We start from the raw sequence: 25,459 nt of genomic DNA on the forward strand, positions 1-25,459 counted from the left end.
AACCAACGGCAGGTCAACTGGCACTTCACCACCACCGACGCCCGCACCAAACTCCGCCACCTATACCCAGAAAATTAGACACGACGCTCTACTAGCTCGTCGTCGTACTCACACTGTTGGCGGTCGCCGGCTCTTCCGCGGCGGCCGCTGCTTCCGTCGCTCTTCGTTGCCGGCTGTGCCGGATCGCGTCCACGGTGAAGATCGACAGGGCGAGCCACACGATCGCGAAGCCGGCGAGGCGCCCCGGCGGCATCGGCTCATGGAAGACCAGCACGCCGAGGATGAGCTGCAGGGTTGGCGTCAGGTACTGCAGAATCCCCAGGCCGGACAGCGGCACCCGGTTGGCCGCCTCGGCGAACAGCAGCAACGGCACCGCGGTCAGCAGGCCACTGCCCGCCAGCATCACGGTGTGCCACACCGAAACGGTCCCGAACGTCTGCTGATGGCGGGCCGCCAGCCACGTCAGGAACGCGAGCGCGGGCAGCGTCAGCACCGCCGACTCGAGGAACAGCCCCTCGCCCGCGGGCAGACCGAGCTGCTTCTTGATCAGGCTGTAGGTCCCGAAGGACCCGGCGAGCGTCAAGGCGATCCACGGCACCCGCCCGTTGTCCACGCTCAGGACCACGACGGCGACCAGCCCGACCCCGAGCGCGACCCACTGCAGCCCGCGCAGCCGCTCCCGCAGCACCAGCACGCCGAGCAGGATCACGAACAGCGGGTTGATGAAGTACCCCAGCGACGCCTCGACCACGTGGTTCGTGTCCACGGCGAAGATGTAGACACCCCAGTTGACGGCGATGAAGACCGCCGCGACCGAGATCCCCGCAAGCCGTTTGCGGTCCTTGGCCAGCGCTTTCAGTGCCTTCCACCGCGACAGCGCCGTCAGCAGCACCGCGACCGAGATCAGCGACCACACGATGCGGTGCGCCAGCACCTCCACGGCACCCGCAGGCCGCAGTGCCCGGAAGTACAGCGGGAACACGCCCCACATGATGTTGGCGGACAAAGCGGACAAATACCCACGGCGCAGCGGTTCCACGCCTCTCACCGTAAGGGGCGGTCGGCCAACCGCCCCTCACCGGGCTCGTCCGCAGCCGCTGGCTACCGGTAGTAGTTGTTCTGTGGACCGTACTGCTGGCGGGGCTGCGGCGGCGGAGGCTGGCGGCGGTTCCTGTCCTTGTCGCCACCGTCGGGGATCACGAGGTTGATGACCCAGCTGACGATGCCGATGAACAACGCCCCGAGCACCGCCGACGGCCAGAAGTCGTCGACGTGGAACGCCAGGTCGAGCTTGCCGGCGATCCAGCTCGTCAGCATCAACAGCAACCCGTTGACGACCAGCGAGATCAACCCGAGCGTCAACAGATACGCCCAACAGCCAATGGTCTTGATGATCGGGCGCAACACAGCATTCACGATCCCGAAGATCGCGGCAACGACGAGCACGGTGAGCACCTTGCGCCCAGTCGTCCCGTCAACAGTGATGCCCGGGATCACCAGCGTCGCCAGCCACACCGTGAGCGCACTCACGCCGAGCCGGATGAGGATTCCCATGCCGGTGATCGTGCCACTGCACCGGCTCCGCGCCAAGGCACGGGGCTGTGCCAGCTCAGTGCCAGCTCGCGCCAAGGCGCGGGCGGGGGTTCCCACCCACACCCCCATGCTCGCTGCGCTCGCACTGCCTGTCAGCGGGCGGGGCCACCTGTGAGTTGGAGCTCGATCGGAGTCGGGGACAGGTGGGCCCAGCGGACGGTGTGGCGGCTGACGACGATGCCGAGCATTTCCGGTGGGATGCGGGTGAGCCAGGACGCTGAGGCCTCCAGGCCGAGCACATCGGTGGCGATGACCGCCTCGGGTGGGGTCAGGGGTTGGAGGAAGACGAGGTCGGCGCGGGTCAGCAGGTCAGCATCGCCGGGCGTGAGCTCATCGCGGATCACGAGCGTGGCTCGCCAAGCCGACTCGATGACCATCGAAGCGGCAGCAGCCGCAGCGGCAACCGAAGCAGCCGCGGCTGCCGAGGTGGCGGGCGCGGGACGAGGTGCGGCGGAAGGCGGCCCTGCGACCGAGGTCATAGGGCGTGGCGCGGCTGGCGCGGGGTCGAGGATCAGGAGTTGGGGATGGGTGGGGCTCGGCGGGGGCAGAGCGGCGGGCTGGCCCGCCGGGAGCAGCGCGATCTGCTCGCCGCCCAGTCCTCGCAGGAACGGGGACCACGCTGCGGGGCGGGTCGACTGGACGGTGACGTGGGCGCCCAGGGCCAGGACGCGCAGAGCCAGCATCTGCGCGCAGGGCAGGCCGCCGATCAGGACGGTGCGGGTGGGCTCGGGGCGAAACGGATGGATGGTGACCGGGGCGCCGTGGCGGTTCATGCCGAGCATCAGGCCGGCTGGGCCGGTGGTGGACGTCAGCGCGGCGAGCTGCCCGGCGCTGACGGATGGGGTGACGGTGCCGTCGGCGGTCAGGTCGTCCCGGCCGGTGAGCAGGCCGGCCAGGGCGGCCGCGTCGGCGGGGGCGCCGCCGCCGAGGGGGAGCGTGGCGGCCAGCGCGTCGAACTGGGCGCCGGTCAGACGGGTGACGGTGGCATCGTGGGTTGCCGCGAGGCGGTGCAGCGCCGCGATGGCCTGGTCGAGGGCGGCCGGGGTGGCGGCCGCCAGACGAATGGCCAGCTCTGCCCGGCAGGCCGCGCCGCCGGTAGGAGGGCTAAGGGCGCCGCTCGCCGTCGTGGACCCCGGGCCGGAGTCGTCGCTGGTGGTGGTGAGGGCGACGGTCACCGCGGAGCAGGGCAGCGTGAGCAGCTTGGTGGCGAGTGGGCCCTCCTGCGGCCAGCGGCGGAGCCGGAACACCGCCTGCTGCAGGCCGCCCACCTCCAGGCCGCGCCTCGTCTCGCGCAGCGGAAGGTCGGGCTCGTGGCGGGCGGTCTCGGCCAGCGCGGTCAGCGCCGAAGGCGCCGACAACGGGCGGGCCGTCAGGCCCGCCTTGCCGAGCTGGCGGCAGGCTCGGCGAACCGTGGCGACGAGGCTGCGCTCCAGGTCCTCGCGTTGATAGCCGCCGGCGCGGCGGACGCGCACGCTGAGCAGGACCCGGCGGTGCGCGGGGACCTTGCCGTCGGTGAGCTGCCGATACGACACGGCCGGCGGCCCCCGGTCGGGGGGCGCGGCCGCGCTGACCAGCAGCTGGATCCGTGCGGCCGGCAGGTCCGCGGCGGCCGGGGGCAGCAGCGCGCTCAGCGTCGGGAACGGGGATAAAGGGTCGCCGAGCAGGGCGGACAGGTCGCCGACCCGGATCGTCGCGGCGAGCCCGTCGGCATCCTCGACCACGCCGACGTCGACACCGTCGATGTCGACGGACGACATCAAGGCGCCGGGGCGGACCGTGCCCAGCAGGTCCCCGCCGGACAGCCGCCCGGACCGGAGGCCGAGCAGCCCGACGGGTGCCAGCGCGAAGCCCAGTGCCCACGCCGGATGGACCGTCCATGCCAGGACCGACAGCGCCAGCGCGGCCTGCGCCAGCACTACGTAGACAACCTTCCCCACATCGCCCCCCGCCTATGCGTCTCAGCGAATATCGTAAAGCGCCGGTACGACATTTTCGGAGGGGTGCATGGCGTCACGGCAGGACCAGCTGCATTCGTACCAGTTCATGGTCCAGCGCGTGGTTGCCGCGTTGGTCATGCGCGAGACCGACCCGCCGAGATCACCGTTTCGGCGGGTAGCGGGGGCGACGCTGGTCGGTGTGCTGATCGCGGCTCTGGGCATCGGCGGTGCGGCGGCATATGCGCTGATTGTCCCGAGCACCTCCAGCAAATGGCGCGACGAAACAGCGATCATTGTCGAGAAAGACACGGGTGCGCTTTTCATATACCGCGAAGAACGACTCCACCCGGTCCTCAATCAGGCATCCGCGCTTCTCATCCTCAACCGCGCCGGCACCAAGACGATCGAGGTCAGCCGGACCGCGCTCGCCGAGGCCCCCCGCGGCACGCCGCTCGGCATCCCCGGCGCGCCGGCATCGCTGCCGGCGAAGACCAAGCTGCACCGCCGGCCGTGGGAGATCTGCACCCAACGCGAAGCGTCAGTGCTGTTCATCGACGCGAACGCACCCCGGGACGGCATGAAGCTCGAAGATCGCGCACTGCTCGTCACGGACCGGACGCTGGGCCTGTATCTGGTCGTACACCAGCGGAAACATCAAATCAGGCAGCCGTCCGCCATCCTCCCCGCCCTCGTCTGGTCGGGACGGGCGCAGACCCCGGTCGCGCAAGCGTTCCTGCACGCCATCCCATCCGGCGCCGACCTGGTCGTCCCCGCCGTCGAAGGCCGTGGCCGCAAAGTCGCGGGTGGGACGGTCGGGCAGTTGTTCGAGGTGCGCACCGGCGACCGTGTCGACGCGTTCGTGCTGACCGTCGACGGCCTCGCCTCCGTGACGCCGCTGCAGGCCGCGCTCGTGCAGGTCAAGGCGCAGCCGCTCACGCCGGGGGAGTTCGCCGCGCTGGTTCAGGACCGCCAGGTGCGCCCCTTGCCGTCCGGCGCGGGCATGCCGGCCGAGGTGCCGGAGCTTCTCGACGACGGTTTCGGCGTCGCGTGTACGACCAGCGACTCCACCATCACGGTCGGCAACACGCTGCCCGAGCTCGGCGCGGCTCCGATACCGTCGTCGGCGTCGGATGCGGGCACCGTGCTGGCCGACAGGATCGTGGTGGCGCCAGGAGGCGGGGCGCTGATCCGCACCGACACGGGAAACCTCAGCCTGGTGACGGATCTCGGCCGTCGGCACGCCCTTCCGGACGCGGGCGTCCTGGCCGGCCTCGGCTATCAGGGCGTGGAGCCGGTCACGGTGCCGGGCGAGTTCGTCGGGCTGCTCCCGGCCGGGCCGGCGCTGGACCCGCAGCGGGCGCTCAGTGGTTCGTGAGGATGAGGTCCGAGCTCGCCCTGGCGTCCGAGCGTAGGTTGATGTCGCGCCGCGTCGCCATCGTCGTCGCGGTGAAGTCGCTGTAGATGCGCCGGGTCGCGTCGGTGTCACTGTTGGTCATGGTGATCAGGACCCCGCGTCCGGTGGCGGCCCGCATCGCCGCGGCCAGCCGCTCGTGGTCCGCGTCGCGGAACTGGCCCGCCGTGTAGCGCTTGAAGTCCGCGAACCCGCCCTCCGGCAGATACGGCGGGTCGAGAAACACCCAGTCGCCCGCCGCCGCCTCACGCAACGGCTCCTCGAAATCGCAGAGCCGGATCTCGACCCCGGCGAGCGCCGCGGAGGCCGCCAGCAGTGTTTCGCGGCGATAGTACGGCCGATCGTAAGCGCCATAAGGTGCGTTGAAACCGCCCCGCCGATTGACGCGCCACAACCCGCGGAACGCGGTTTTGTTGAGGTAGATGACCCGGACGGCGCGATCGAGGTCGCTCAGTCCAGCGGGATTCTGCGCGCGGACGGCAGCGAACCGCTCCGCGGTGTTCGGCAGCGCGTCGAGGCGCTCCATGACGGCCTCGGGCTGCGCCGCGACGGCGCGGAAGCAGGCGACGAGCTCCGGATTGGCGTCCGACAACACGGCCTTGACCGGCCGCAACTCGAAGAACACCGCGGCGCTGCCCATGAAGGGCTCCCAATAGCGGCCCGTGAACGACGGCGCCCCGCCGACGAGCTGCGCCGCATACCGGGTCTTCCCACCGGCCCACTTGATGAACGACCGGCCATCCGCCACGCGGTCCATCGTAATTGAAGGGCGAAATGCCGGAAGTTATCCACAGGGAGGAATTACGTCTGGTTGTGGATCGGTGACTGCCGATACCGTCGGCGGGTCCGTGATACGAGAGACGGGGTGAGCACCGTGGCACAGACGACACAGGCGCAGCAGGCCGAGCTGCATTCGGCGGCGGCAAGGTTCGAGCAGGTCAATGGCGAGCTGCAGAGCATGCTGAGCACGCTGATGCGCGAGCTGGAGACCACCAGGACCGGCTGGCAGGGCGCGGGCGGCCGGTCCTTCGACACGGTCAAGCACGCCTGGCGACGCGACCAGGACACGCTCAACAAGAGCCTGCTCGAGACCGCCGAGGGCCTCAGGTCCGCCGGCCGCAACTACCAGGTCACCGACACCGACGCCGGCGCCCGCTTCAGGGGCATCGGCAACCAGCAGCTGCCGCTCTGATCCGGGGGAGACACTCATGGACGACACACTGGTGGTCAACTTCGCCGCCATGGACCACGCCGGGCAGTCCATCCAGAGCGCACTCAACACGCTCAACGCCAGGCTGGAGGAGGTCACCCAGCTCGGCCGCCGCCTGACCGCCGGTTGGCAGGGCGAGTCCCGCGAGGCGTATGCCGCCCGCCAGGCCAACTGGGAGCGGGCCGGCGGTGACCTGGCAGCGACGCTGCGGGAGATCAAGGTCGCCCTCGACGAGTCGATGCGCCGCTACCTGGAGACGGAGCACCGCAACAGGCACCTGTTCCCGCAGCGCTGAGCAGGTCCCGAAGGCCCGGTCCGCAGTCAAGCCGCGGACCGGGCCACCACCATGCCCGCAGACGCTGTCCGCGCGGGCCGCAACCGGGACACGGTCACGCCGAGGTGGCATCGGGAGGCCTCGCCACAGGGAGCGGTTGTGGCGGCGTCGCCCTGGGTGGCGACGAGCCCGGCCGCCGGCTCGACGCGTTGGCGAGGCCTCGGACGGCGACGGCTCGCGTGGCTACGCGGTGGCGGCTCCGCTCGGTCAGCGGCGGGCGCGAGGCGTGAAGGCTGGTGCGGCCCGGTCCGGGGCGTCCGCCTCGGGGGCGGGAAGGCGCCGGAGCCCCGGGTGCCACGCCCGACGCCTTCCCCGCGGCACGACGACGGCGATCAGCAGCAGGACCGCGGCCAGGCCGACGCCCAGACCGGAGAAGAGCAGCGTCCGGTCCTCGGCCGCGGCGCGCTCCGCTGCCTGCGGGTCGATTCGGAGAGGGGCCAGAGCCTGGCCGGTCGACACGGGCCGTGCGCCGGGTTCCTCTGTCAGGGCGCGGTAGGGGTTCAGGACGCCAGCGCCATAGCCTGGGCCGGCTGCGCCGCCGTCGGCGGTTGCTGTGAGGCGGGCGGCGACCTCTTTCGCCGTGAGGTTCGGCTTGTACTGGCGGAGCAAAGCGGCGGCGGCGGTGACGAACGGGGCGGCGAAGCTGGTGCCCTCGACCGTGGTGAGGCCCTGCGGTGCGGCGGTCGTGACGACCTGGCCGCCGGGGGCCACGAGGTCCACGAACGGGCCGGTCTGTGAGGCCGGCAGGCGTTGGCCGTCCGGGCCGATGGCGCCGACGCCGAGAACGCCCTCGTACGCCGCGGGATACGGGGTCCGGTTCCCCTCCGCGAAGCGGTTTCCGGCGGCGGCGACCAGCACCACGTCCCGGGCCACCGCGAACTGGACCGCCTCCCGGACGGCGGGGACGTCCTGGTAGGACACCAGGGACAGGTTGATCACGCCAGCGCCGAGGTCGACGGCTGATCGGATCGCCGCGGCCACGCCGGCGGGGGTGCCGCGCCGGCCGGCGGTCGTGCCGTCTTCGAGCTCGACCAGTTCGCTCACGCGCAGCGACAGGATCGTGACGCCGGGAGCGAGGCCCCGCATTGGGGAGCCTGCGACGGTACGGGCGGCGATGATCCCCGCCACCCCGGTGCCGTGCCCGACGCAGTCGGCCAGTGAGCCGCCGCCGTCGAGCTGGTCCGGGCCCGCCCGCACGGCGCCCTGCAGCTGGGGGTGTCGGGCATCGACGCCGGAGTCGACGACCGCGACCGTCACTCCACGACCGTCGGCGAGAGGGCTGAGCTTGCGTTGGTCGTACACCTGCGAAGGCCAAGGCAACGAGGTCGGTGCCGGTGCGGGGGGCCGGATCGGGGCGGCACAGGTCGGTGGGGCCTGTGCTCCGGCCGTCGGAGGTGCGACAGTGAATCCGACAAGCAGGCATGAAACACTCAGAACAGCCGATCGGGCGAGCTGCGGCATGCGCAGATGGTAGTCGTTGCACCCTCGGACGGTGACGCTCGTGAGACAGGCCTGGGTTGAAAGGCGGTTCGATCGCTATGCTGGCCGGAGCGCTTGCAGGGTCGCACCCCTCGGATTGTCGTGGCCGTATAGGTTAAGTTTCGCGAGCGCGGCGGTTCCGAGCCCGACAGAGGGGGTGGCCCGTGAGCGAGTGGGAGCCGGCCACCGAGGCCGAAGGCGCCATGCGTGATGCCCTGCGCGCCAACGATCAGGAGCAGTATTTCCGCATCCTGGCCCGCGCGGACATCATGCTGCCCATCGCGCCCGAGGGCGTGCAGAACGGCGACTCGGGCTGGGGCACCTGGACGACCGAGGGCCGCACGCACGTGCTTGCATTCACGTCGCCCGAAGCGCTCCGCGAGTGCCTCGCCGGACATCCCGGCACGCATCGGCGGGTGCCGTTCCGTGACCTGGCAAGCATCTGGCCCAATGTCGAGTGGTGGCTCGCGGTCAACCCGGGCCTGCCGATCGAAGGCTACCTGCCGTCGTGGTTCGTGACCCAGATCACCCGCGGCGACGTCCGCCTGCCCGGCCGCACGCTCGGCGCCCGGGCAAGGATCGAGCAGGCGTCCGGTTCGCGTGCCCGCGCGACGGCCCAGGTGCCGGTCCGCGGCGTGCCCAACCAGCCCGCGCCGACCCCGATCGAGCGCCAGCGGATGAAGGCCGAGTCGGCGCCGACGTCCGCTCCGCCCGTGGCCGGGCCTCCGGATGGTCAGCAGGGCTTCCCGACGTCCGGCGGGCCTGCGGGGCGTTTGCCTTCCGGGCCGCCGCCGAGGCGTGACGTGCCGCCGCCCGACGTGGCGCCGCCCGGGGCGTTCCTGCCGACACGGGCGGACCGCCCGATCAACTACGAGCGCACGACCGGCGCGGCCGGCTATGACCGGCCCGCCGACTTCCGCCGTCCTCGTCCGCCGGTCGCACCGGCCGCCGCCGCACCGCCGGTGCCACCCACGTCCGCGCCGCCGGGGCGCGGGGGGCTGTTCGAAGACTCGGACCGGTCCTCGCTGGACGTGCCGGGCGAGCGCGAGCTGTTCGGCGACCTGAAGGCCGACGCGCCCGGTCGTTCGCCGGGCTGGTCACCCGGTGCCGACACGCGCCCGTCGCGCCCCGGTGGTGAGTCTTCCGGCCTGCCGATGCGGCCGACCTCTCCTGCGCCAGGGTCTGCCGGTGGGCCGTCGGGCCTGCCGATGCGTCCCGGTGGCGGCGAGTCCGGCCTGCCGTCGCGTCCCGGTGGCGGTGATTCGGGTCTGCCGATGCGGCCGACCTCTCCTGCGCCGGGGTATGCCGGTGGGCCGTCGCGCCCCGGTGACGCTGGTTCGTCAGGGCTGCCGATGCGGCCCACGTCGCCCGCCGGGGGCCCCGGGCTGTCGTCGCGTCCGTCCACGGCGCTCAGCAGCTCATCCGGCCTGCCCGCGCGGCCGTTGGCGTCGGGCGGCCCCGGTGGCGGCCTGCCGGCCCGTGGCGCCCCTGCCGGCTCCGAAGGCCAGGATCAGGACGACCGCGAGGGCGATCCGCGTCGGTACTGGCCCCGCCGCGAACCCGCCCGCAGCCTCGGCGAGATCTTCACCGAACATGCCGACCCGGTGATCCCTGCCGCGTGGCAGCCACCCCCTGTCCTGCCGCTGTCGACCGCCCCGCCGCTGCCGACCCGCCAGCCGGGCGGGCGCTCCGAGACTGAGGCGCCTGCGGCGTTCAGGCCCGGCGACGGCGGCGCACTGCCGTCGCGTCCCGGCGCCGATGGCCCGCTGCCGTCGCGCCCTGGTCCCGGCGACGGGCCGGCGCGATCCGGTCCCGGCGACAACGGCTCCCGACCCGGTGGCCCGGGCGGGTCCGGCGGTCCGGGCGCTCCTGGCGCCTTCGGCGGTCCGGGGGCTTCCGGTCATCCCGGTGCCTTCGGTGGTCCGGGTGCTTTCGGTGGTCCGGGTGGTCCCGGCACGCCAGGTGGTCCAGGCGATGCCGGTGCATTCGGTGGGCCCGGGGCTCCGGGCGTTCCCGTTTCGGGTCCTCCTGGTGCTCCCGGCGCGTTGCCGCCGTGGCCCAGTGCCGGTGAGCGGGGCGCTCCCGGTCCGTTGCCGTCGCGGGCGCGGCCGGGCGAAGGTCGTGGTGAAGGGGACGCCGGTGCGCTGCCGGTGCGGCCCGGGCTGGTCGATCCTGACGCGTTCCGGCCGGGAGAGGGCGGCTCCGCGGCTCGCGAGGGTGGGTTCCTGCAGCCGGGGTCCGGTGGGTTCGGGTCGGGTCGGGGCACGGCCGAGGAGCCCGCCGCGTTCCATGGTGACGACCCCCGGCAAGGGGGAGCCGGCCCGCGCGCCGGTGAGCAGGGCGGGTTCCTGTCGAGCCCCACGTCCGGCGAGACCGGGCCGCGAGGTCAGGAGTTGCGGCGCCCGCAGGCAGAGCCGCCGTTGCCGTTCGACCGGCCGGTGTTCGACCGGCCAGGGTTCAGCCGTCTGGACATCGAGGCGCCCGAGATCGACGAGCCGCCCGCGGCGTCGGTCGACGCGCCCGTCAACGAGCCCAGGTCCCTGTTCGGCCCGATCAAGGGGCGGGCGAAGGCGGCCGGGTTCGGGCGGACCTCCGACCCGGACGATCACCCGTTCTTCTCCGACTCCGAGCCGTCCGAGTTCGACGGGCCGGGCCGGTCGTTCGGGCCGCCGGACCGGGACCAGGCTCCCCGTGAGCAGGCGCCCTGGGGTCCGGACGCCTTCGAGCAGCCCGGCCGCGACCAGATCGCCCGCGACATCGCCGCCCAGCAAGCCGCCAGAGAGGCCCGCGAGCTGGTGGCGCAGGAAGCCCGCGAGCAGGCCGCATATGAGGCCCGCGAGCTGGCCGCGCAGGAAGCCCGTGAGCTGGCGGCGCGGGAAGCCCGTGAACTGGCCGCGCAGGAGGCCCTCCAGCAGGCTGCCCGGGAGCAGGCCGCCCGAGTGGCCCGCGAACAGGCCGAGCGGGAGCAGGCCGAGCGGGAGCAAGAAGCGCGCGACCAGGAAGCCCGGGAGCAGGCCGCCCGCGAGCAGGCCGCCCGCGAGCAGGCCGCCCGCGACGAGGCCCGCCGCCTCGCCGAGCAGGAGGCGGCCCGCGAGCTCGCCGCCCGCGAGGCGGCCAGGGAAGCCGAGCGCGAGGCGGCCAGGGAAGCCGAGCGCGAAGCCGCCCGCGAGCTTGCCACGCAGGAGGCCGCGCGGGAGCTCGTCGCCCAGCAGGCCCGTGACCTCGCGGCGCAGGAAGCCGCCCGCGAAAGGGCGGACCAGGAAGCACGCAACGAGGCCGCGTATGAGCCCTGGCGCCCGTCCGAAGCCTCGATGGGTCTCGATCTCGCGGCCGAGCTGAGGGCGATCGAGGAGCGCGCCGCCCAGGCCAGGGCCGCCGAGGAGGAGGCCGCCCGCGAGCTGGCCGAGCAGCTGCGCGCCATCGAGGAGCGCGTCGCCCGGTCCAGCGCGGGCCAGGACACCCGGCTGCGCGGCGAGGACGAGCGGCAGGCGCGGGAAGACCACACGACCCACGGCGACAGCGGGTCGCCCCAGGCCATCGACCGGCTGAACGAAGAGCGCACCGTGCCGGTGTCGTTCTTCGCGGGCGGGGAAGGCGCTGACGGTACACCTGCCGCAAACGCAACAGGAGCGGCGCCGTCGAGCGAGGTCAGGTCCTTCTTCGAGACGGTCTACGAGCCCGAGGTCGTCGACGAGCCGCCGGCACGCATGCACGACGCCGAGGTTGACGTCGAGGTCGTGCAGGCGCCCGCCGCGACGGTCCCGGTGAAGTCGGCCGCGGCGCAGGCGAGGGACTTCCAACCGGCGAACACCGTGGAGCAGGACCTGTTCGAGGCGGTCCAGGCCAACAGCACCGACCGCTTCCTGTCGACGCTGCTGCTGGCCAAGATCCTCGTGCCGGGCTGGTCCGGGGACGGCCTGATCGACCCGGCGACGTGGCGGACCGAGCACATGAACGGCCTGCCGCACCTGGTCGTCTTCACGTCCGCGGAGCGGATGGCGGACCGGCTCGGCGGCGACGCGCAGGGCAGCTGGATCAAGTTCACCCGGCTGATCCGGAACTGGCCGCCCGGCGACCAGCTGGCGTTCGCGGTCAACCCGGACTCGCCGGTCGGCGCGGTGCTGCCCGGCACGGAGGTCGTGCAGCTCGCGACGTGGGCCGCCGAGCTGGGTCTGGGCGTCGACGAGCCCGAGCCGCCGCAGCAGCAGAAGACGGCGCAGCAGCCGCGGCCGGCGTTCGAGCCGCCGGTGTCCAGCGGGCCGTTGCTGATGCAGAAGCCCATTTCGCCGGAGCAGTTGTCGTACTACCTGGAGCGCGGCTACGACCGGGTGTCAGGCTTCGTGCACCGGGCCGGCGAGGTGGCCCACCTGCAGACGCCTGAGCAGCTGTATCAGGCGCTGGGTCTGGGCTACGCGGGTTCGTCGTTCAAGCCGGACGCCGAGGAGGCGTACGTGCTGCGCTGGAAGGCGTACCGCGGCGACCTTTACCGGATTCCGTACGGCGGCTCGCACGAGGCCGGCATGCGGGCGATGGAGGGCTGGGTCATCGAGCGCTCGCCGTTCCGTGGCAACGGGTTCGCGCCGAGTGAGACCGGTGACGTGATCGCCGAGTTCAAGGTGGACAGTGCGCGGCTGCCGCATCACGCGGAGCTGTGGCGTCTGCGCCGTGACGGCACACAGGAGCTGATCGCCAGGCTCGACGCGGACGGCCCGGCGTGGCGGAAGGGCCAAGAGCAGTGATCCGCGACGGCTACGCCGCCCGTTGGCAGGGTGCGGAATACGAGGCGAGCCCCGACGGCGACAGCGTCCGCCTGTACCGGCCGGATCCGAGCGACGGCTTCGAGGAGGTCCGGCCCGGCCGGTTCCGCCGCTTGGTGCCGCTCGGCGAGGTGGAATTCGCGTATGTCCGCACGACGTGCTTCTGGCGCGACGAGCCGTTCATCGTCCTCGGCGAGCACGACGGATGGCTGCGCGTCGAATACACCGGCGGCAAGGCGACCGTCGCGGCCGAGCTCGGCCTCGAGGAGTTCGACTACGGTGTCTACCAGGGCTGGGCCCCTCGCGCCGATGTCAGTGAACTCCGGGAATATCGGGTCTAGCCCGATTTGATCCAACGCAGGATCTCCCCGGTGATCAGCTCAGGCTGCTCGACATGAGGGAAGTGCCCGACATCGGGTAGCAGGCGCCACTCGTACTCGGCCTGGGCGTAGCGACCCGAACCCTGCGCGGTCCGCGGCAGCACGGCCGTGTCCACGGCGCCGTGCAACTGCAGTACCGGCGCGGTGATCGGCTTCTGGAGCTGCTTGACGAAGCGGTACCCCTGCAGCCGCAACGCCGATCGCGCCGCCCACCGATAGGTCTCCAGCGCGCAGAACGCGGCCTGCGGGATGCGCATCGCCTCCCGGCAGCAGCGCTCGTAGTCGCGGTATTCGTCGGTGCCGACCCACGCCGGCCCGCCCCACATCGCCAGGTATTCGCCGACCAGTGCGGCGTTGTTCCTGGTCAGGACGTGCTCGAAGCGTGGCAGCTGAAACTTCAGCACGGGCCGGGCGGCGGCGAGCTGCCCGCGCGGGTCGGCGGCGAGCGCCGCGCGCAGCCGCAGCGGGTGCGCCGCGCCGAGGACGACCAGGCGCCGGACCTGCTTCGGGTGGAAGGCGGCGGTCGCCCAGCCGATCATGCCGCCGTACCCGTCGCCGACGAGATGCGCGGAGCGTTCGCCGAGGGCGCGGATCAGGCCGGCGACGTCACCCGCCATCGTGTACCCGTCGTAACCGCGTGGTGGCTTGTCGCTTGCCCCGTAGCCGCGCAGGTCGACGGCCACGGCCCGGAAGCCGGCGTCGGCGATCGCGGTGAGCTGGTTGTGCCACGCATACCAGAACTCGGGAAAGCCGTGCAGAAACAGCACCAGCGGGCCGGTGCCTGCCTCCACGACGTGGAACCTGGTGCCGTTGGCGCTGACGAAGCGGTGTGACCACGGCCCGTCGATCATGACGCACGTGTCGTCAACCGAGGGGTTCATATTGCTCAGCGTAGGGCCCCGGGCCTGGATCCCTGCCAGGCGACCGGCTGTGATCCGCTGTGATTCTCACGGCCGAGGGTTCTGTGCAGGGGGAGGTCACGCTTAGCGTTCATGCCATGAGCCTGCCGTTGCCGCTGGTCGAAGTCTCGGGCACACCCGGTGAGTGCGGCGTCGCTTATGGTGCTGCCGCCCGCTCGTCGATCGCCGCGAACACCGCCAACTACCTGGAGCGCTTCGCGGCGACCGGCCTCGACCGTCCGGCCGTCCGGCGCGCCGGCAGCCGCTTCCGCGCCGCGTCCCGGCAGCACGCACCCCGCGTGGCCGACATGCTCGACGGTGTCGCCGAGGGTGCTGGTGTACCGGTGGACGAGATCTACGCCCTCAACGCGCGGACCGAGCTGCTCTATGGCTCCTCGTCCTCGTCTTCGTCGGAATGCACATCGATCGGCGTTCTGGACTCGCGGAGCGCCTCCGGTCACACCCTCCTTGCCCAGAACTGGGACTGGCATCCGGCGCAGCGCCCGTACACGCTGCTGCTGGCCACCCGGGACGAGCAGGGATCGACGGTGCTCACGCTGACCGAGGCCGGCATGCTGGCCAAGGCCGGGTTCAACGACGCCGGGCTGGGCGTGTGCGTCAACATGCTCACCAGCGACCGCGACGGCCGGCCGGGCGGGGTGCCGTATCACGTCCTGCTGCGCATGGTGCTGGAGCAGCGCGTGCTCGGCTCGGCACTACGGGTCGCGTGCTCCACGCCGCGCAGCGCGAGCATCAACCTGCTGCTCGGTCAGGCGTTTTCCGCAGGTGTGCCGGGTGAGGCCATCGACCTGGAGGTATCGCCCGTCGATGTCGGTCTGCTGCACCCGGTCGACGGGGTGATCACCCATGCCAACCACTTCGAGGCGCTGTCGACGGCGCGCGACACGCTGCGGGACTTCGGCGGCTCGTCGCTTTTCCGCAGCGCCCGGGCGCGCCGCCTGCTGGGCTCCGGCCCGCTCGCCGAGAAGGACCTCCAGGCGGTCCTCGCGGACCACGGCGGCCACCCGCAGTCCATCTGCCGGCACGACGTCGACGCGCTGAGCGAGGAGGACCGGTCCGAGTCGCTCTATGCCGTGATCATCGACCTCGACGAGCGCCGGATGTCCATCGCCGCAGGCCCGCCGTGCCACGCCGATACGTATCGCGAGGTCCGACTAACCGGACTTTTCGCCTGATCGTTGTGATGCAGGACCACCTTAAATGTATCTGTGCTGATCTCGCCCCCACGGGGCCTCTTCATGCGTGTTGCGGCGACTGTTTCCGCAGCTCAGCACGGTTAATCGCGCATCGCTGCCGATGATCTCCACGTACGGGTGCCCCGAGGCTCCTTAAGTCCTGGTCAGAGCGCTTCATGCGCCGCTTGTCCCTGCTCCTGGCACCCACTAACTTCCCGATCGACGCACGTGAGCCCCCACATCGTCGGAATCGGGATTTGTAGATGAACGAGCGAGACGTGCCGAGACGGCGCCCGGGACAGGGCCCTGACGGTAACTATGACCCGTACGCCGACTCGTACTACGAGTCCGGTTACGAGGACCAGCCCGGCCGGCGCCCGCAGGGCCCCCGCGCCATGCCCGCCGACCGTGGCGGCTCCGGCCCGCACTTCTACGACCCGAGCACCGCCGCCCGCAACCACGGCGGTGCCGGCCTGCCCGACATCGAGGACGAAGACTTCGATGATGAGGAGCCGTCGAACTGGCGCCGCCGCACGGCGATGATCGCCATCGGCGGTGGCGCGGCCGCCCTCATCGGTGGTGGCGCCTACGCCGTCACCCAGTTCTTCGGCGAGGGCACCGAACCGTCGAACGCGGCCGCCGAGACGCCCGTCGACACCGCGGCTCCCGCGTACGTCGACCAGAACCAGAGCCTGATGAACGGCCAGGCCGGTCTCGGCATCCGCAAGAACACGCCGACGACGGGCAACTCCTTCGGCACGCCGGCCGACGCGGCCAAGAACGCGAAGGTCACCGCGAAGACCGTGCTGCCGACCAAGGACCCGGTCCGGCACCTCGCGAGCCGCCTCACCTTCGGGCCGAACACCAAGACGATCGCCGACATCAACAAGCTCGGCATCAACGGCTGGATCGCCAAGCAGCTCAAGCCCGAGACGATCCCGCTGACCCGCGGCGAGCAGAAGGCCGACGCCGAGCTCGTCACCTGGGCCATGACGTACGAGCAGCTCAAGGCGCAGCGCGAGGACCTGGACAAGAAGGGCATCCAGGCGGACGAGCAGAACGTCCGGTACGCGATCGCCAAGCAGCTCTTCTCCGACCGCCAGCTCTTCGAGATGATGGTCGACTTCTTCGGCGACTACTTCCACGTCGCGGCCTTCCACGAGGGCAACGAGCTGACCCGCGCCTCGTTCGAGCGCGACGTCATCCGTAAGCACGCCCTGGGCAACTACGTGGACATGTTCGTCGCCGGAAACAAGCACGCGGCGCTGATGAAGTACCTCGACCAGGACGAGTCCTCGAAGGACCAGATCAACGAGAACCTGGCCCGCGAGAACCTCGAGCTCTACACGGTCGGTGCCTTCAACGGGTACACCGAGACCGACGTCCGGCAGGCGGCCATGCTGCAGACCGGCCGCAGCGTCCGCGACAACCAGTACGTGTACCGCCCGGAGCAGCACTACGTCGGCCCCGTCAAGATCATGGGCTTCTCGCACGCGAACCCGACCGCCGAGGGTGGCGAGGCCGTCCAGGAGGCGTACTTCCGCTACCTGGCGCTGCACCCGAACACGGCGCGGTACATGGCGCAGAACCTCGCGACCCGCTTCGTCTCCGACGTACCGCCGAAGACGCTGGTCGACGCGATGGCCAAGACGTACCTGGAAAAGAAGAGCAACATCCCGGCCGTGCTCATGACCATGCTGAGCCGCACCGAGTTCTGGGAGTCCGTCGGCCAGAAGGTGCGCCGTCCCGGCGAGTACCTGACCGCGACCTACCGCGCGCTGGAGATCGGTGCCGAGGCCCCGGCCGGCTTCACCTCGAACAACACGAACCTCAGCCCGATGGTGCAGGGGCTCGGCGACATCAAGCGCAAGCTCGAGGAGTACGGCCACGCCCCGATGGAGCTGCCGACCCCCAACGGCTACCCCGACGTCTACGTCGCGTGGACCTCCGCCGGCACCATGGTCAACCAGTGGAACGACGCGTACACCGCCGTCACCGGCGGCCGTCGCCAGTTCACCTGGCAGAAGCCCGAGGCGATCATCGCCGGCCCGCCGGCGACCGCGGGCGCATACCTCGACGCGCTGACCAAGAAGCTGATCAACGTCACGCTCGACAACGACCGCCGCCTGGCGATCCTGCACATCGTCGCCCCGACGATGACGGCCGCCACGCCGGTCGACGCGACCTTCAACGGCGCGATCGCGTCCGTGATCCGGGCCGTCTTCGCCACTCCCCACCACCACCTTCGGTAAGTCGAGGCATACCAATGGAGAAGACAGTGCGTTCACTTCACCCTGAATGCCCCGACCTGCTGAAGCTCGGCCCCAACCGCTTCGAGGCCGCCCTGCGTGCCGAGGCTGTCGCGGTACAGGAGGAGCAGAAGGCAACCCGGGACGAATATCTTGAGCTGGCCCGCCAGGAAGACGAGCAGGACGAGGGCAAGGGCGTCACCCGCCGGCGGTTCTTCGTCGGTGCGGCGGCCACCACGACCGCGCTCGCCACCAGCCAGTTCCTGACCACGCAGGCGTCCTTCGCGGCCACCCCGACCGGCACGCTCATCCACGTGTTCCTCTACGGCGGCGCCGACGGCCTCTCGCTGTTCGCCCCGATGAACGACGCCGTGCTGCAGCGGGTCCGGCCCAGCTTCACGCTGCCGGAGAACGGGTCGATCGCGCTGGACCGTGGCTTCGGCCTCAACCAGTCCTTCACGCCGCTGAAGAAGTACCTGGACGCGGGCCAGCTGGCCTTCATCCCGGCCGTCAGCGACCGGCGCCTGGACCGCAGCCACTTCGCCGCTACCGACATCTGCCAGCTCGGCGGCCTCCCCGCCGAGACCGGCGGCATGGGCTGGCTGACCAACCTGGCCGACAAGCTCGGACCCGGCACCGCCTTCCGCGCCATCGGCATCGGCTCGACCCTGCCCCGCTCCCTGGTCGGCGGCGGCGGCGCGCTCGCGCTCAACAACGTCGGCTCCCTGAACGTGAACGGCGACGGCAAGTACAAGCAGCCCACCGTCGACGCGATCCAGAAGCTCTTCACCGGCACCAACCACCCGATCGAGGCCCCCGTGAAGGCGGGCATCGACGCGCTCACCCTGGCCTCCTCGCTGGCGCAGAAGGGCTACACCCCCACCGAGGGCGTCAAGTACGCCGGCGTGGGCAACGCCTTCAAGGAGCTCGCCCAGCTCATCAAGGGCGGCGCCAACGTCCGCATCGCCACGATCGGCATGGGGGGCTGGGACACCCACGAGAACCAGGGCACCCGCGGTGGCTACGTCGCTCAGCACTACGGCGAGCTGGCCGCCGGCATGGCCGCCTTCTTCGACGACCTGGGCGACCTGGCCGGCAACGTCACCGTCATGGTCTCCACCGAGTTCGGCCGCCGCGTCGCCGAAAACGGCGGCGGCACCGACCACGGCAAGGGCGGCGGCGTCATCGTCCTGTCCGGCAAGAAGCTCGCCGGCAAGCTCCTCGGCACCTGGAACGGCCTCGGCACCCTCACCAACGGCGACGTGCCCGAGATGAACAACATGTTCAGCGTGTTCGGCTCAGTGGCCCAGGGCCGCTTCGGCCTGACCGACGCTGAGGTCGGGCAGATCTTCCCCCGCCAGACCTACACGCCGGTCAAGATTTACGCGTAGCTCCACCTACGCGTGTACAGGGGCGGCTCCGGTCCCGGGAGCCGCCCCTTTCCTACGCCGTGCTCCGCGCGGCTCGGCCCGCCGTGCACAACCCGGTTGATTGCTGGTGCCCACACCCCACCGATCCACCGGGTAACTGAGTTCCGCCGCCTGTCTGGCCACCACTCACCGCAAGCGAATCCGCCGGCTCTCCCGTGCGACACGAGGCCCGGCTGCATCGGTGTCTTCGAGGGCGGCTCCGCTCTGCCTTCGTGTGCACCGCCGCCGCGATCGCGCGACGAGGCTCGGCTGAATCGGCGTCTTCGGGCTGGCCCTGGCGTGTTTTCGTGTGCACGGCCGGCGCTCTCGGGCGACAACGGCTCGCCTGCATCGGCATGCTCCGGGGCGCCCCTCGGCCTGCCGCCGACGCCGGTCCGGACAGCCGTGACCGCCTCAGGCTTTTCGTGTGCACGACCTGCATGCCCAGGGTCGGAACCGCTCCCCGTGCGCCGCGACGCCCTCGGCCCCCGTGCACCTGCAGGTCCCGATCCTGCGGGTCCCGATCCTGCCCGGCGTCAACCTCGCCATCCACATCCACGCCAACCACGCCCGCGGTCCTTCACCCCACTCGTCGCTGCGGCGGCGGGACACGCGTGCCACGACCGCCGTGCCTGGGCTCGTGCGCACAACCTTCGTGGTCGACAGACCGACGTCGTGGTCAAGCCGACCGCGCGTCGTGGTCAAGCCCGACCGCGCGTCGTGGTCGAGTCGACCGTGCGTTGTGGGTCAAGGCCGGCGTGGGTCAAGACCGTCGTGCCTTGTTCGGCAGGACCGCCGTGCGGCAGGACCGCCGTGCCGGGCCGGCGGGGAAACGCCCGCCGCCCGGTCGGAGCGGTCAGTCCTCGGACTTGCCCGACTGGAGGCCTGACGAGATCAGGTCCATGACGGTCGAGTCCTGCAGGGTGGTGACGTCGCCGAGGCTGCGGTTCTCGGCCACGTCGCGGAGCAGGCGGCGCATGATCTTGCCGGAGCGGGTCTTCGGGAGCTCGGGCACAAGCATGATCTGGCGGGGCTTGGCGATCGGCCCGAGGGTCTTCGCGACGTGGTTGCGCAGCTCCTGGATGAGCGCCTCGCCGGCTTCGCCCTCGGTTTCCACGCCGCCGCGCGGGATGGTGAACGCGACGATCGCCTGCCCCGTCGTCGGGTCGGTGGCGCCGACGACCGCGGCCTCGGCGACCTTCGGGTGGCTGACGAGCGCGGACTCGACCTCGGTGGTGGAGATGTTGTGGCCCGAGACGAGCATGACGTCGTCGACGCGGCCGAGGAGCCAGAGGTCGCCGTCGGCGTCCTTCTTGGCGCCGTCACCGGCGAAATACATGTCCTGGAAGCGGGCCCAATAGGTCTCCTTGAAGCGCTCGTCGTCGCCCCAGATCGTGCGCAGCATCGACGGCCACGGCTCGCGGAGGACCAGGTAGCCACCGCCACCGTCGGGGACGGACTGGGCCTGGTCGTCGACGACGTCGGCGGAGATGCCCGGCAGCGGGCGCATGGCGCTGCCCGGCTTGGCGGCGGTGACGCCCGGCAGCGGCGAGATCATGATCGCGCCGGTCTCGGTCTGCCACCAGGTGTCGACGACGGGGCAGCGGTCGCCGCCGATGTGCTCCCGATACCACATCCAGGCTTCGGGGTTGATCGGCTCGCCCACGGAGCCCAGCAGGCGCAGCGAGGAGAGATCGAACCCGGCGGGGATGTCGTCGCCCCACTTCATGAATGTGCGGATCGCGGTCGGCGCCGTGTACAGAATGGTGATCTTGTACTTCTGCACGAGCTCCCAGAAGCGGCCGCGGTGCGGGGTGTCGGGCGTGCCCTCATACATGACCTGCGTGGCGCCGTTGGACAGCGGCCCGTAGACGATGTAGCTGTGGCCGGTCACCCAGCCGATGTCGGCGGTGCACCAATACACGTCGCTGTCGGGCTTCAGGTCGAACACCGCGTGGTGCGTGTAGCTGGCCTGGGTCAGGTAGCCGCCGGTCGTGTGCAGGATGCCCTTGGGCTTCGCCGTGGTGCCGGACGTATACAGAATGAAGAGCGGGTGCTCGGCGTCGAACGGCTGCGCCGTGTGCTCGGCGGACGCGGTCTCCACGACGTCGTGCCACCACAGGTCGCGGCTGTCGTCCCACTCGACGTCCTGGCCGGTGCGGCGGACCACGATGACCTTCTCGATGCTCGACGACTTCGCGGCGGCCTCGTCGACGATGGTCTTGAGCCCGCTGGGCTTGCCCCGGCGGAAGCCGCCGTCGGCCGTGATGACGACCTTGGCGCTGGCGTCGTCGACCCGGCCGCTGAGCGCGTCGGCGGAGAAGCCGCCGAAGACCACACTGTGGGTCGCGCCGATGCGGGCGCAGGCCAGCATCGCGACGGCCGCCTCGGGGATCATCGGCAGGTAGATCGCGACGCGGTCGCCGGCGGCGACACCGAGGTCGGTCAGCGCATTGGCGGCCTGGCACACCGAGCGGTGCAGGTCGGCATAGGTGATGGTGCGGGTGTCGCCGGGCTCGCCCTCCCAGTGGATGGCGACCTTGTCGCCGCGGCCGGCCTCGATGTGCCGGTCGAGGCAGTTGTATGCCACGTTGAGCTGGCCGCCCACGAACCACTTCGCAAACGGCGGGTTGCTCCAGTCAAGCACCTGGTCCCAGTCCTTGGCCCAGCTCAGCCGGTGGGCCTGGCGCTCCCAGAAGGCGAGCCGGTCCTGCCGTGCCTCGTCATAGGCACCCTCCGTCACGTTGGCGGCGGCGGCGAACTCGGCAGACGGGGGGAACTGCCGTGTCTCGTTGAGAAGGTTTTCCAAGGTCTCACTCATCGGTGATGGCTCCTCGATGTGGTCCAGCTCTCGCAAGCAGGCTAGTTGGGGGGTGTGACAGTTTGCGAGTGTTCTGCGCTGAGTGGCGCCTGTGGAGCGCCGGGCCTTCTGTAAGCATTGTTACCAGTAGAGGCACGATACCGTTTGCCCGTGCAAGCTGACCCACTCGCTCCGCTGTTGGATCTCGCCGACGTCCGGCCGGCCTTCGACTCGGCGCGCCAGGCCGTCGACGCGGCCATGCGCCACCGTGCCCTGCGCCGCTCCGGCGGGCCCGTCGCCGCCGAGGTGGCGCTGCGCTCGTCGGTCGCGAGTGCGGCCCTGGACACGCACGGGTTCGACCTCGAAGGAGTGCGGGCGGGTGTGGTCACGGATCCGGTGGTCCATGGCGCGCTGCGGGCGACCGCCGCGTTGGACGGGCTTACGGCGACCTGGTCCAAGGCGCCCCGGCAGGCACTCGCCAGGCTCCACACGTTGATCGCGCGTGACGTGGTGCCGGAGGCGTCGCTCGGCCGCCCGGTCGGACCGCAGGCGGCGACCCGGTTGGAGGCGCTGTCCGCGATTGTGACCGGCGGCACAAAGGTTCCCGTGTTGGTGCAGGCGGCAGTCGTACATGGGGAGCTTCTGGCACTGAAAGCTTTTGAGGGGCCGAACGGAGTGGTGGCGCGTGCTGCGGCGCGACTGACCCTGATCGGCGGCGGGTTGGACCCTCGCGGCCTGCTGGCGATGGACGTCGGGCACCGCAGCAGGGAGCCGGAGTATGTCGGTGCGGCCAACGCCTTCGCGACCGGCACCCCGGACGGCTTGCGCTCGTGGCTGCGCCACTACGCGACCGCGGCCGAGCGGGCGGCGGAGGAGCTGGTCGAGATCTGCGACAGCGGCGTCTACGCACAGTGAACGGCGCCTCATACAGAGGCGCCGTCACACACGTCCTACCGGGTTACCATGCGTGCACTTTTGAGTCCGTTGTCGGCGGTCCGTGCAGGAGCCGTCGCAACGCGCCTACCGCGGCTGATCGCTCGTGGGTGCCCGGTGGCCGTGCACGAGATCCATGTCGGGTCCCGCTCTTCTTTTCTACGCCGTGACCTCCACAAGCGGAAGTCCCCGGCGACAGAATGTGACGGATGGTGCTGGTGTGATCATGCCGTGGTGATGGCTGCCTTGCTCCGGCGATGCTTGCTGTACAGGGCGAACGCGATTGCCAAGCCGACACCGACACCGATCGCGGCGGCCGTCACCGGCACCGCCGGCCGCTCCCGCAGGCGACGGCCGAGGGGGATCGGATGGCGGAACGCGAGCATCGGCCAGCCGCGCTCGACGGCGATCTTGCGAAGTCCACGGTCGGGATTGACGGCCGTCGGATGTCCGACGAGGTCCAGCAGGCCCGCGTCCGTCACCGAGTCGGAATAGGCGAAACAGGTGGCGAGGTCGTAATCGCGCTCGGTCGCGAGCTCCTTGACCGCCACGACCTTGTTGGGCCCGGCGGCGTAGAAGTCGACGGCGCCGGTGTAGCAACCGTCGTCGCCGATGACCATGCGGGTCGCGACGATGTCGGTGACACCCAGCTGCTCGCCGATCGGCCGCACCATCTCGTCACCCGACGTCGAGACCAGGACCACGTCGCGGCCGGCGGCCCGATGCTCCTCGATGAGCAGCACGGCCTCCGCGTAGATGTAGGGGCTGATCAGCTCCTCGAGCGTCTCCCGCACAATCTGCCGCACCTGCTCGGCGCGCCAGCCTTTGACCAGGGCCGCCAGGTAGTCCCGCGTCTTCGCCATGGTCTGCTCGTCGGAGCCTCCGCCGACGCGGAAGAGCAGCTGTGCGTAGGCGCCTTTGATCACGTCGCGGCGGCTGATCAGTCCATCGCGATAGAACGGTCGACCGAAGGCCAAGGCGCTTGACTTGGCGATCACCGTTTTGTCCAGGTCGAAAAACGCGGCGCTACGCCCCACGGCGGGCAAGTGTAGCGTTGACAGTCAGGGCGTGGGGCCCAGACCTGCGAACCCGGCTGTGGATCACGCTGGGCATAGGGTTGATCACTCATGATTACCGCAGGGTGAAATATTGATTGGTGTTCCGGGCGTGTTGCGGGCCGGTCCTACTCGACGTATGGCGGTCCACTCAGGCATGCTTATGTTTGCGACGAGGTTTCACCTCCACGCGACAACGACCCGTTATTGACTCTCAGCGGTTGCACCCCCCGTAGCCGCTGAGTGGGTTCGGCTCGACCCCCCCGGAGCCGAACCCCCGGCGACCCCCGTCACCCCCCGGCGGGGGTCGTCCCCTTTGTATCTCAACGGGCGCATGGCCTTTCGCTTGCTGGCCCCACTAATGGTCGGGTTATGGAGCATTGACGCCCGATGCTTTGTTGAGCGTTCACAAAGTTCGCGTCTTCGACCGTTTTGACACTGCTTGGAATTCCGCTGGTACGACCCAGCGAGCCCGATGCCGTTTTCGGACCTATTTGTCCGGACTTTTTTAGCAGATCCACTGCGGGCGGTAGGGGCTGTCCACAAGCGGCCGGTTATCCACAGAAGCGGGTCGACGGTCGAGCGGCGGAGGCCGTGTCGGAGCCATGGTGTGCGGGTCCACCAGCCCGACTACCCCGTGGAGCACGTTGTGGCACGACATCGACCACTGCTCGTCACCGACGACATCGACCTGCTTGACGACGTGCTCAGTCTCGCCGCCGGCGTCCCGCTCGACGTCGACGTCGAGCCCGGCCCAGAGCCTGCCCGGGCACGATATCCCGAAGCGCCGATCGTCCTGATCGGCGACGCCGCGGCGCAGGCCTGCGCCCAAGCCCACCTGCCCCACCGGCGAGGCGTCGTCCTGCTCACCCGCGACCAGCGACTGGACCGGGCCATGGCGCTCGCCGACGCGGTCGGCGCCGAGCAGATCGTCAGGTTCCCCGACGGCGCCGCATGGCTCATGGACCGTCTCGCGACCGTCGCCCACGGGCACGCCGTCACGGCCGCCGCCCGCGGCAGGATCCTCGCCGTCCTCGGCGGTCGCGGCGGCGCGGGCGCCAGCGTCCTCGCCGCCGGCCTGGCCATCACGGCCGGCAATGTCGGCCTCAGGTCCCTGCTCGTCGACGCCGATCCCCTCGGCGGCGGCGCCGACCTCATCCTCGGCTGGGAAGACATCGCCGGTCTGCGCTGGCCGGCACTGGCCGCGACGAGCGGCGCCGTCGACCCGCCCGCGCTCGTGTCCGCGCTGCCCAGCCGTGGCGACGTGGCCGTGCTGTCCTGCGACCGCGGCCAGCCCGGCGGTCTGTCCGAGGACGCGATGGCCGCCGCCCTCGACGCCGGCAGCCGCGGCCGCGACCTCGTCGTCACCGACCTGCCCCGATCCCTGGACGACGCGGCCGTCCTCGCCCTGCGCGCCGCCGACCAGGTGCTTCTCGTCGTGCCCGCCGAGCTGCGCGCCTGCGTCGCCGCCGCCCGGGTCGCGGCGACCGTCACGCCCCACACCGACGAACTGCGGCTGGTCGTCCGCGGCCCCGCGCCGGGCCGGCTGCGCACCAAGCAGATCGCCCGCTCGCTCGGCCTGCCGCTCGCCGGCACCCTGCGCGCCGAGCCCGACCTCCCGCGACGGCTGGAGCAGGGCACCCCACCCGCGGGCAACGGCCGCGGCCCCCTCGCCCAGCTGTGCCGCCGCATCATCGGCGACCTCGGCCTGACCAACGGAGCAGCGGCATGAGCACACGTCTCGATCGGAGCACTGGAGTGCGGATCGGGCGGCGGTGCGGCTCGTGCCGTCGTCGGAGCGAAGCGGAGGTGACGGC

General features: G+C 71.0%; 17 protein-coding genes and 2 pseudogenes. 11 read left to right on the forward strand and 8 right to left on the reverse strand.

The genetic code is table 11. From position 1 onward, the window contains the following. Positions 1 to 91: 91 nt before the first annotated feature. The 3 genes and pseudogenes from rarD to ABZS58_RS14805 all read right to left on the reverse strand — a co-directional run bounded on the left by rarD (position 92) and on the right by ABZS58_RS14805 (position 3,530). Entirely contained in the window at positions 92 to 1,039 is a 948-nt protein-coding gene (gene rarD / locus ABZS58_RS14795) for an EamA family transporter RarD (RefSeq protein ID WP_354781487.1), read from the reverse strand. A 167-nt stretch (positions 1,040 to 1,206) separates the two neighbouring features. Continuing rightward, positions 1,207 to 1,554, reverse strand: a pseudogene (locus ABZS58_RS14800) (phage holin family protein); the annotation flags it as partial. A gap of 131 nt (positions 1,555 to 1,685) precedes the next feature. Further along, positions 1,686 to 3,530, reverse strand: coding sequence for a type VII secretion protein EccE (locus tag ABZS58_RS14805; RefSeq protein WP_354781489.1), 1,845 nt, complete (start codon positions 3,528 to 3,530; stop codon positions 1,686 to 1,688). Positions 3,531 to 3,597: 67 nt separating this feature from the next. On the opposite strand from ABZS58_RS14805, the gene eccB reads away from it, so the two are divergent. After that, positions 3,598 to 4,905, forward strand: a complete 1,308-nt coding sequence (eccB, locus tag ABZS58_RS14810; RefSeq protein WP_354781491.1) for a type VII secretion protein EccB — start codon at positions 3,598 to 3,600, stop codon at positions 4,903 to 4,905. On the opposite strand, the gene ABZS58_RS14815 is transcribed toward eccB, so the two are convergent. Then, positions 4,892 to 5,698, reverse strand: coding sequence for a Dam family site-specific DNA-(adenine-N6)-methyltransferase (locus ABZS58_RS14815; protein WP_354781494.1), 807 nt, complete (start codon positions 5,696 to 5,698; stop codon positions 4,892 to 4,894). The two genes, eccB and ABZS58_RS14815, sit on opposite strands and share 14 nt — an antisense overlap. A 117-nt stretch (positions 5,699 to 5,815) precedes the next feature. Between ABZS58_RS14815 and ABZS58_RS14820 the strand changes: the two genes are divergently transcribed. Together ABZS58_RS14820 and ABZS58_RS14825 are read left to right on the forward strand one after the other, a co-directional pair. After that, on the forward strand, positions 5,816 to 6,133 hold the full coding sequence (locus ABZS58_RS14820) for a WXG100 family type VII secretion target (RefSeq protein ID WP_354781496.1): 318 nt from the start codon (positions 5,816 to 5,818) through the stop codon (positions 6,131 to 6,133). 16 nt (positions 6,134 to 6,149) lie between these two features. After that, positions 6,150 to 6,446: a WXG100 family type VII secretion target gene (locus ABZS58_RS14825; RefSeq protein WP_354781498.1), complete on the forward strand. Its 297-nt coding sequence runs from the start codon at positions 6,150 to 6,152 to the stop codon at positions 6,444 to 6,446. A gap of 246 nt (positions 6,447 to 6,692) precedes the next feature. Here the strand turns inward: ABZS58_RS14825 and mycP are convergent, their stop codons facing one another. Then, complete coding sequence (gene mycP, locus ABZS58_RS14830) at positions 6,693 to 7,946, reverse strand: type VII secretion-associated serine protease mycosin (protein ID WP_354781500.1); 1,254 nt, start codon at positions 7,944 to 7,946, stop codon at positions 6,693 to 6,695. Between the two features lie 182 nt (positions 7,947 to 8,128). On the opposite strand from mycP, the pseudogene ABZS58_RS14835 reads away from it, so the two are divergent. The 3 genes and pseudogenes from ABZS58_RS14835 to ABZS58_RS14845 form a co-directional block, all read left to right on the forward strand. Next, a pseudogene (locus ABZS58_RS14835) lies at positions 8,129 to 8,551 on the forward strand (SseB family protein); the annotation flags it as partial. A gap of 765 nt (positions 8,552 to 9,316) precedes the next feature. Beyond that, a complete protein-coding gene (locus ABZS58_RS14840; RefSeq protein ID WP_354781864.1) occupies positions 9,317 to 12,703 on the forward strand; it encodes a hypothetical protein in 3,387 nt (1,128 codons plus the stop codon). After that, positions 12,700 to 13,062, forward strand: coding sequence for a hypothetical protein (locus ABZS58_RS14845; protein WP_354781502.1), 363 nt, complete (start codon positions 12,700 to 12,702; stop codon positions 13,060 to 13,062). The genes ABZS58_RS14840 and ABZS58_RS14845 overlap by 4 nt, the downstream gene beginning before the upstream one ends. Here the strand turns inward: ABZS58_RS14845 and ABZS58_RS14850 are convergent. Then, the gene (locus ABZS58_RS14850; RefSeq protein WP_354781504.1) at positions 13,059 to 13,982 is read right to left on the reverse strand and encodes an alpha/beta hydrolase; all 924 of its coding nucleotides are present in this window, start codon (positions 13,980 to 13,982) and stop codon (positions 13,059 to 13,061) included. The two genes, ABZS58_RS14845 and ABZS58_RS14850, sit on opposite strands and share 4 nt — an antisense overlap. Positions 13,983 to 14,098: 116 nt before the next feature. Here ABZS58_RS14850 and ABZS58_RS14855 point away from each other — a divergent pair, with 116 nt between their 5' ends. The 3 genes from ABZS58_RS14855 (at position 14,099) to ABZS58_RS14865 (ending at position 18,836) form a co-directional block, all read left to right on the forward strand. Then, positions 14,099 to 15,196 (forward strand): C45 family peptidase, encoded by a 1,098-nt coding sequence (locus ABZS58_RS14855; RefSeq protein WP_354781506.1) that lies wholly within the window; start codon positions 14,099 to 14,101, stop codon positions 15,194 to 15,196. Positions 15,197 to 15,474: 278 nt separating this feature from the next. Then, positions 15,475 to 17,448 (forward strand): DUF1800 domain-containing protein, encoded by a 1,974-nt coding sequence (locus ABZS58_RS14860; RefSeq protein WP_354781508.1) that lies wholly within the window; start codon positions 15,475 to 15,477, stop codon positions 17,446 to 17,448. Positions 17,449 to 17,474: 26 nt separating this feature from the next. Beyond that, positions 17,475 to 18,836, forward strand: a complete 1,362-nt coding sequence (locus ABZS58_RS14865) for a DUF1501 domain-containing protein (RefSeq protein WP_354781510.1) — start codon at positions 17,475 to 17,477, stop codon at positions 18,834 to 18,836. Positions 18,837 to 19,710: 874 nt separating this feature from the next. Here ABZS58_RS14865 and acs read toward each other — a convergent pair. After that, entirely contained in the window at positions 19,711 to 21,675 is a 1,965-nt protein-coding gene (gene acs, locus ABZS58_RS14870) for an acetate--CoA ligase (RefSeq protein ID WP_354781512.1), read from the reverse strand. A 150-nt stretch (positions 21,676 to 21,825) separates the two neighbouring features. Between acs and ABZS58_RS14875 the strand changes: the two genes are divergently transcribed. Then, entirely contained in the window at positions 21,826 to 22,569 is a 744-nt protein-coding gene (locus tag ABZS58_RS14875) for an oxidoreductase (protein ID WP_354781514.1), read from the forward strand. A 242-nt stretch (positions 22,570 to 22,811) separates the two neighbouring features. Here ABZS58_RS14875 and ABZS58_RS14880 read toward each other — a convergent pair whose 3' ends face one another. Then, positions 22,812 to 23,624 (reverse strand): HAD-IB family hydrolase, encoded by an 813-nt coding sequence (locus ABZS58_RS14880; protein ID WP_354781516.1) that lies wholly within the window; start codon positions 23,622 to 23,624, stop codon positions 22,812 to 22,814. Positions 23,625 to 24,291: 667 nt separating this feature from the next. Between ABZS58_RS14880 and ssd the strand changes: the two genes are divergently transcribed. Beyond that, positions 24,292 to 25,374: a septum site-determining protein Ssd gene (gene ssd, locus ABZS58_RS14885; RefSeq protein ID WP_354781518.1), complete on the forward strand. Its 1,083-nt coding sequence runs from the start codon at positions 24,292 to 24,294 to the stop codon at positions 25,372 to 25,374. The last annotated feature ends 85 nt before the right edge of the window (positions 25,375 to 25,459 follow it).

Origin of the sequence: Dactylosporangium sp. NPDC005555 (assembly GCF_040605635.1) — a bacterium.
Classification (GTDB): domain Bacteria; phylum Actinomycetota; class Actinomycetes; order Mycobacteriales; family Micromonosporaceae; genus Dactylosporangium.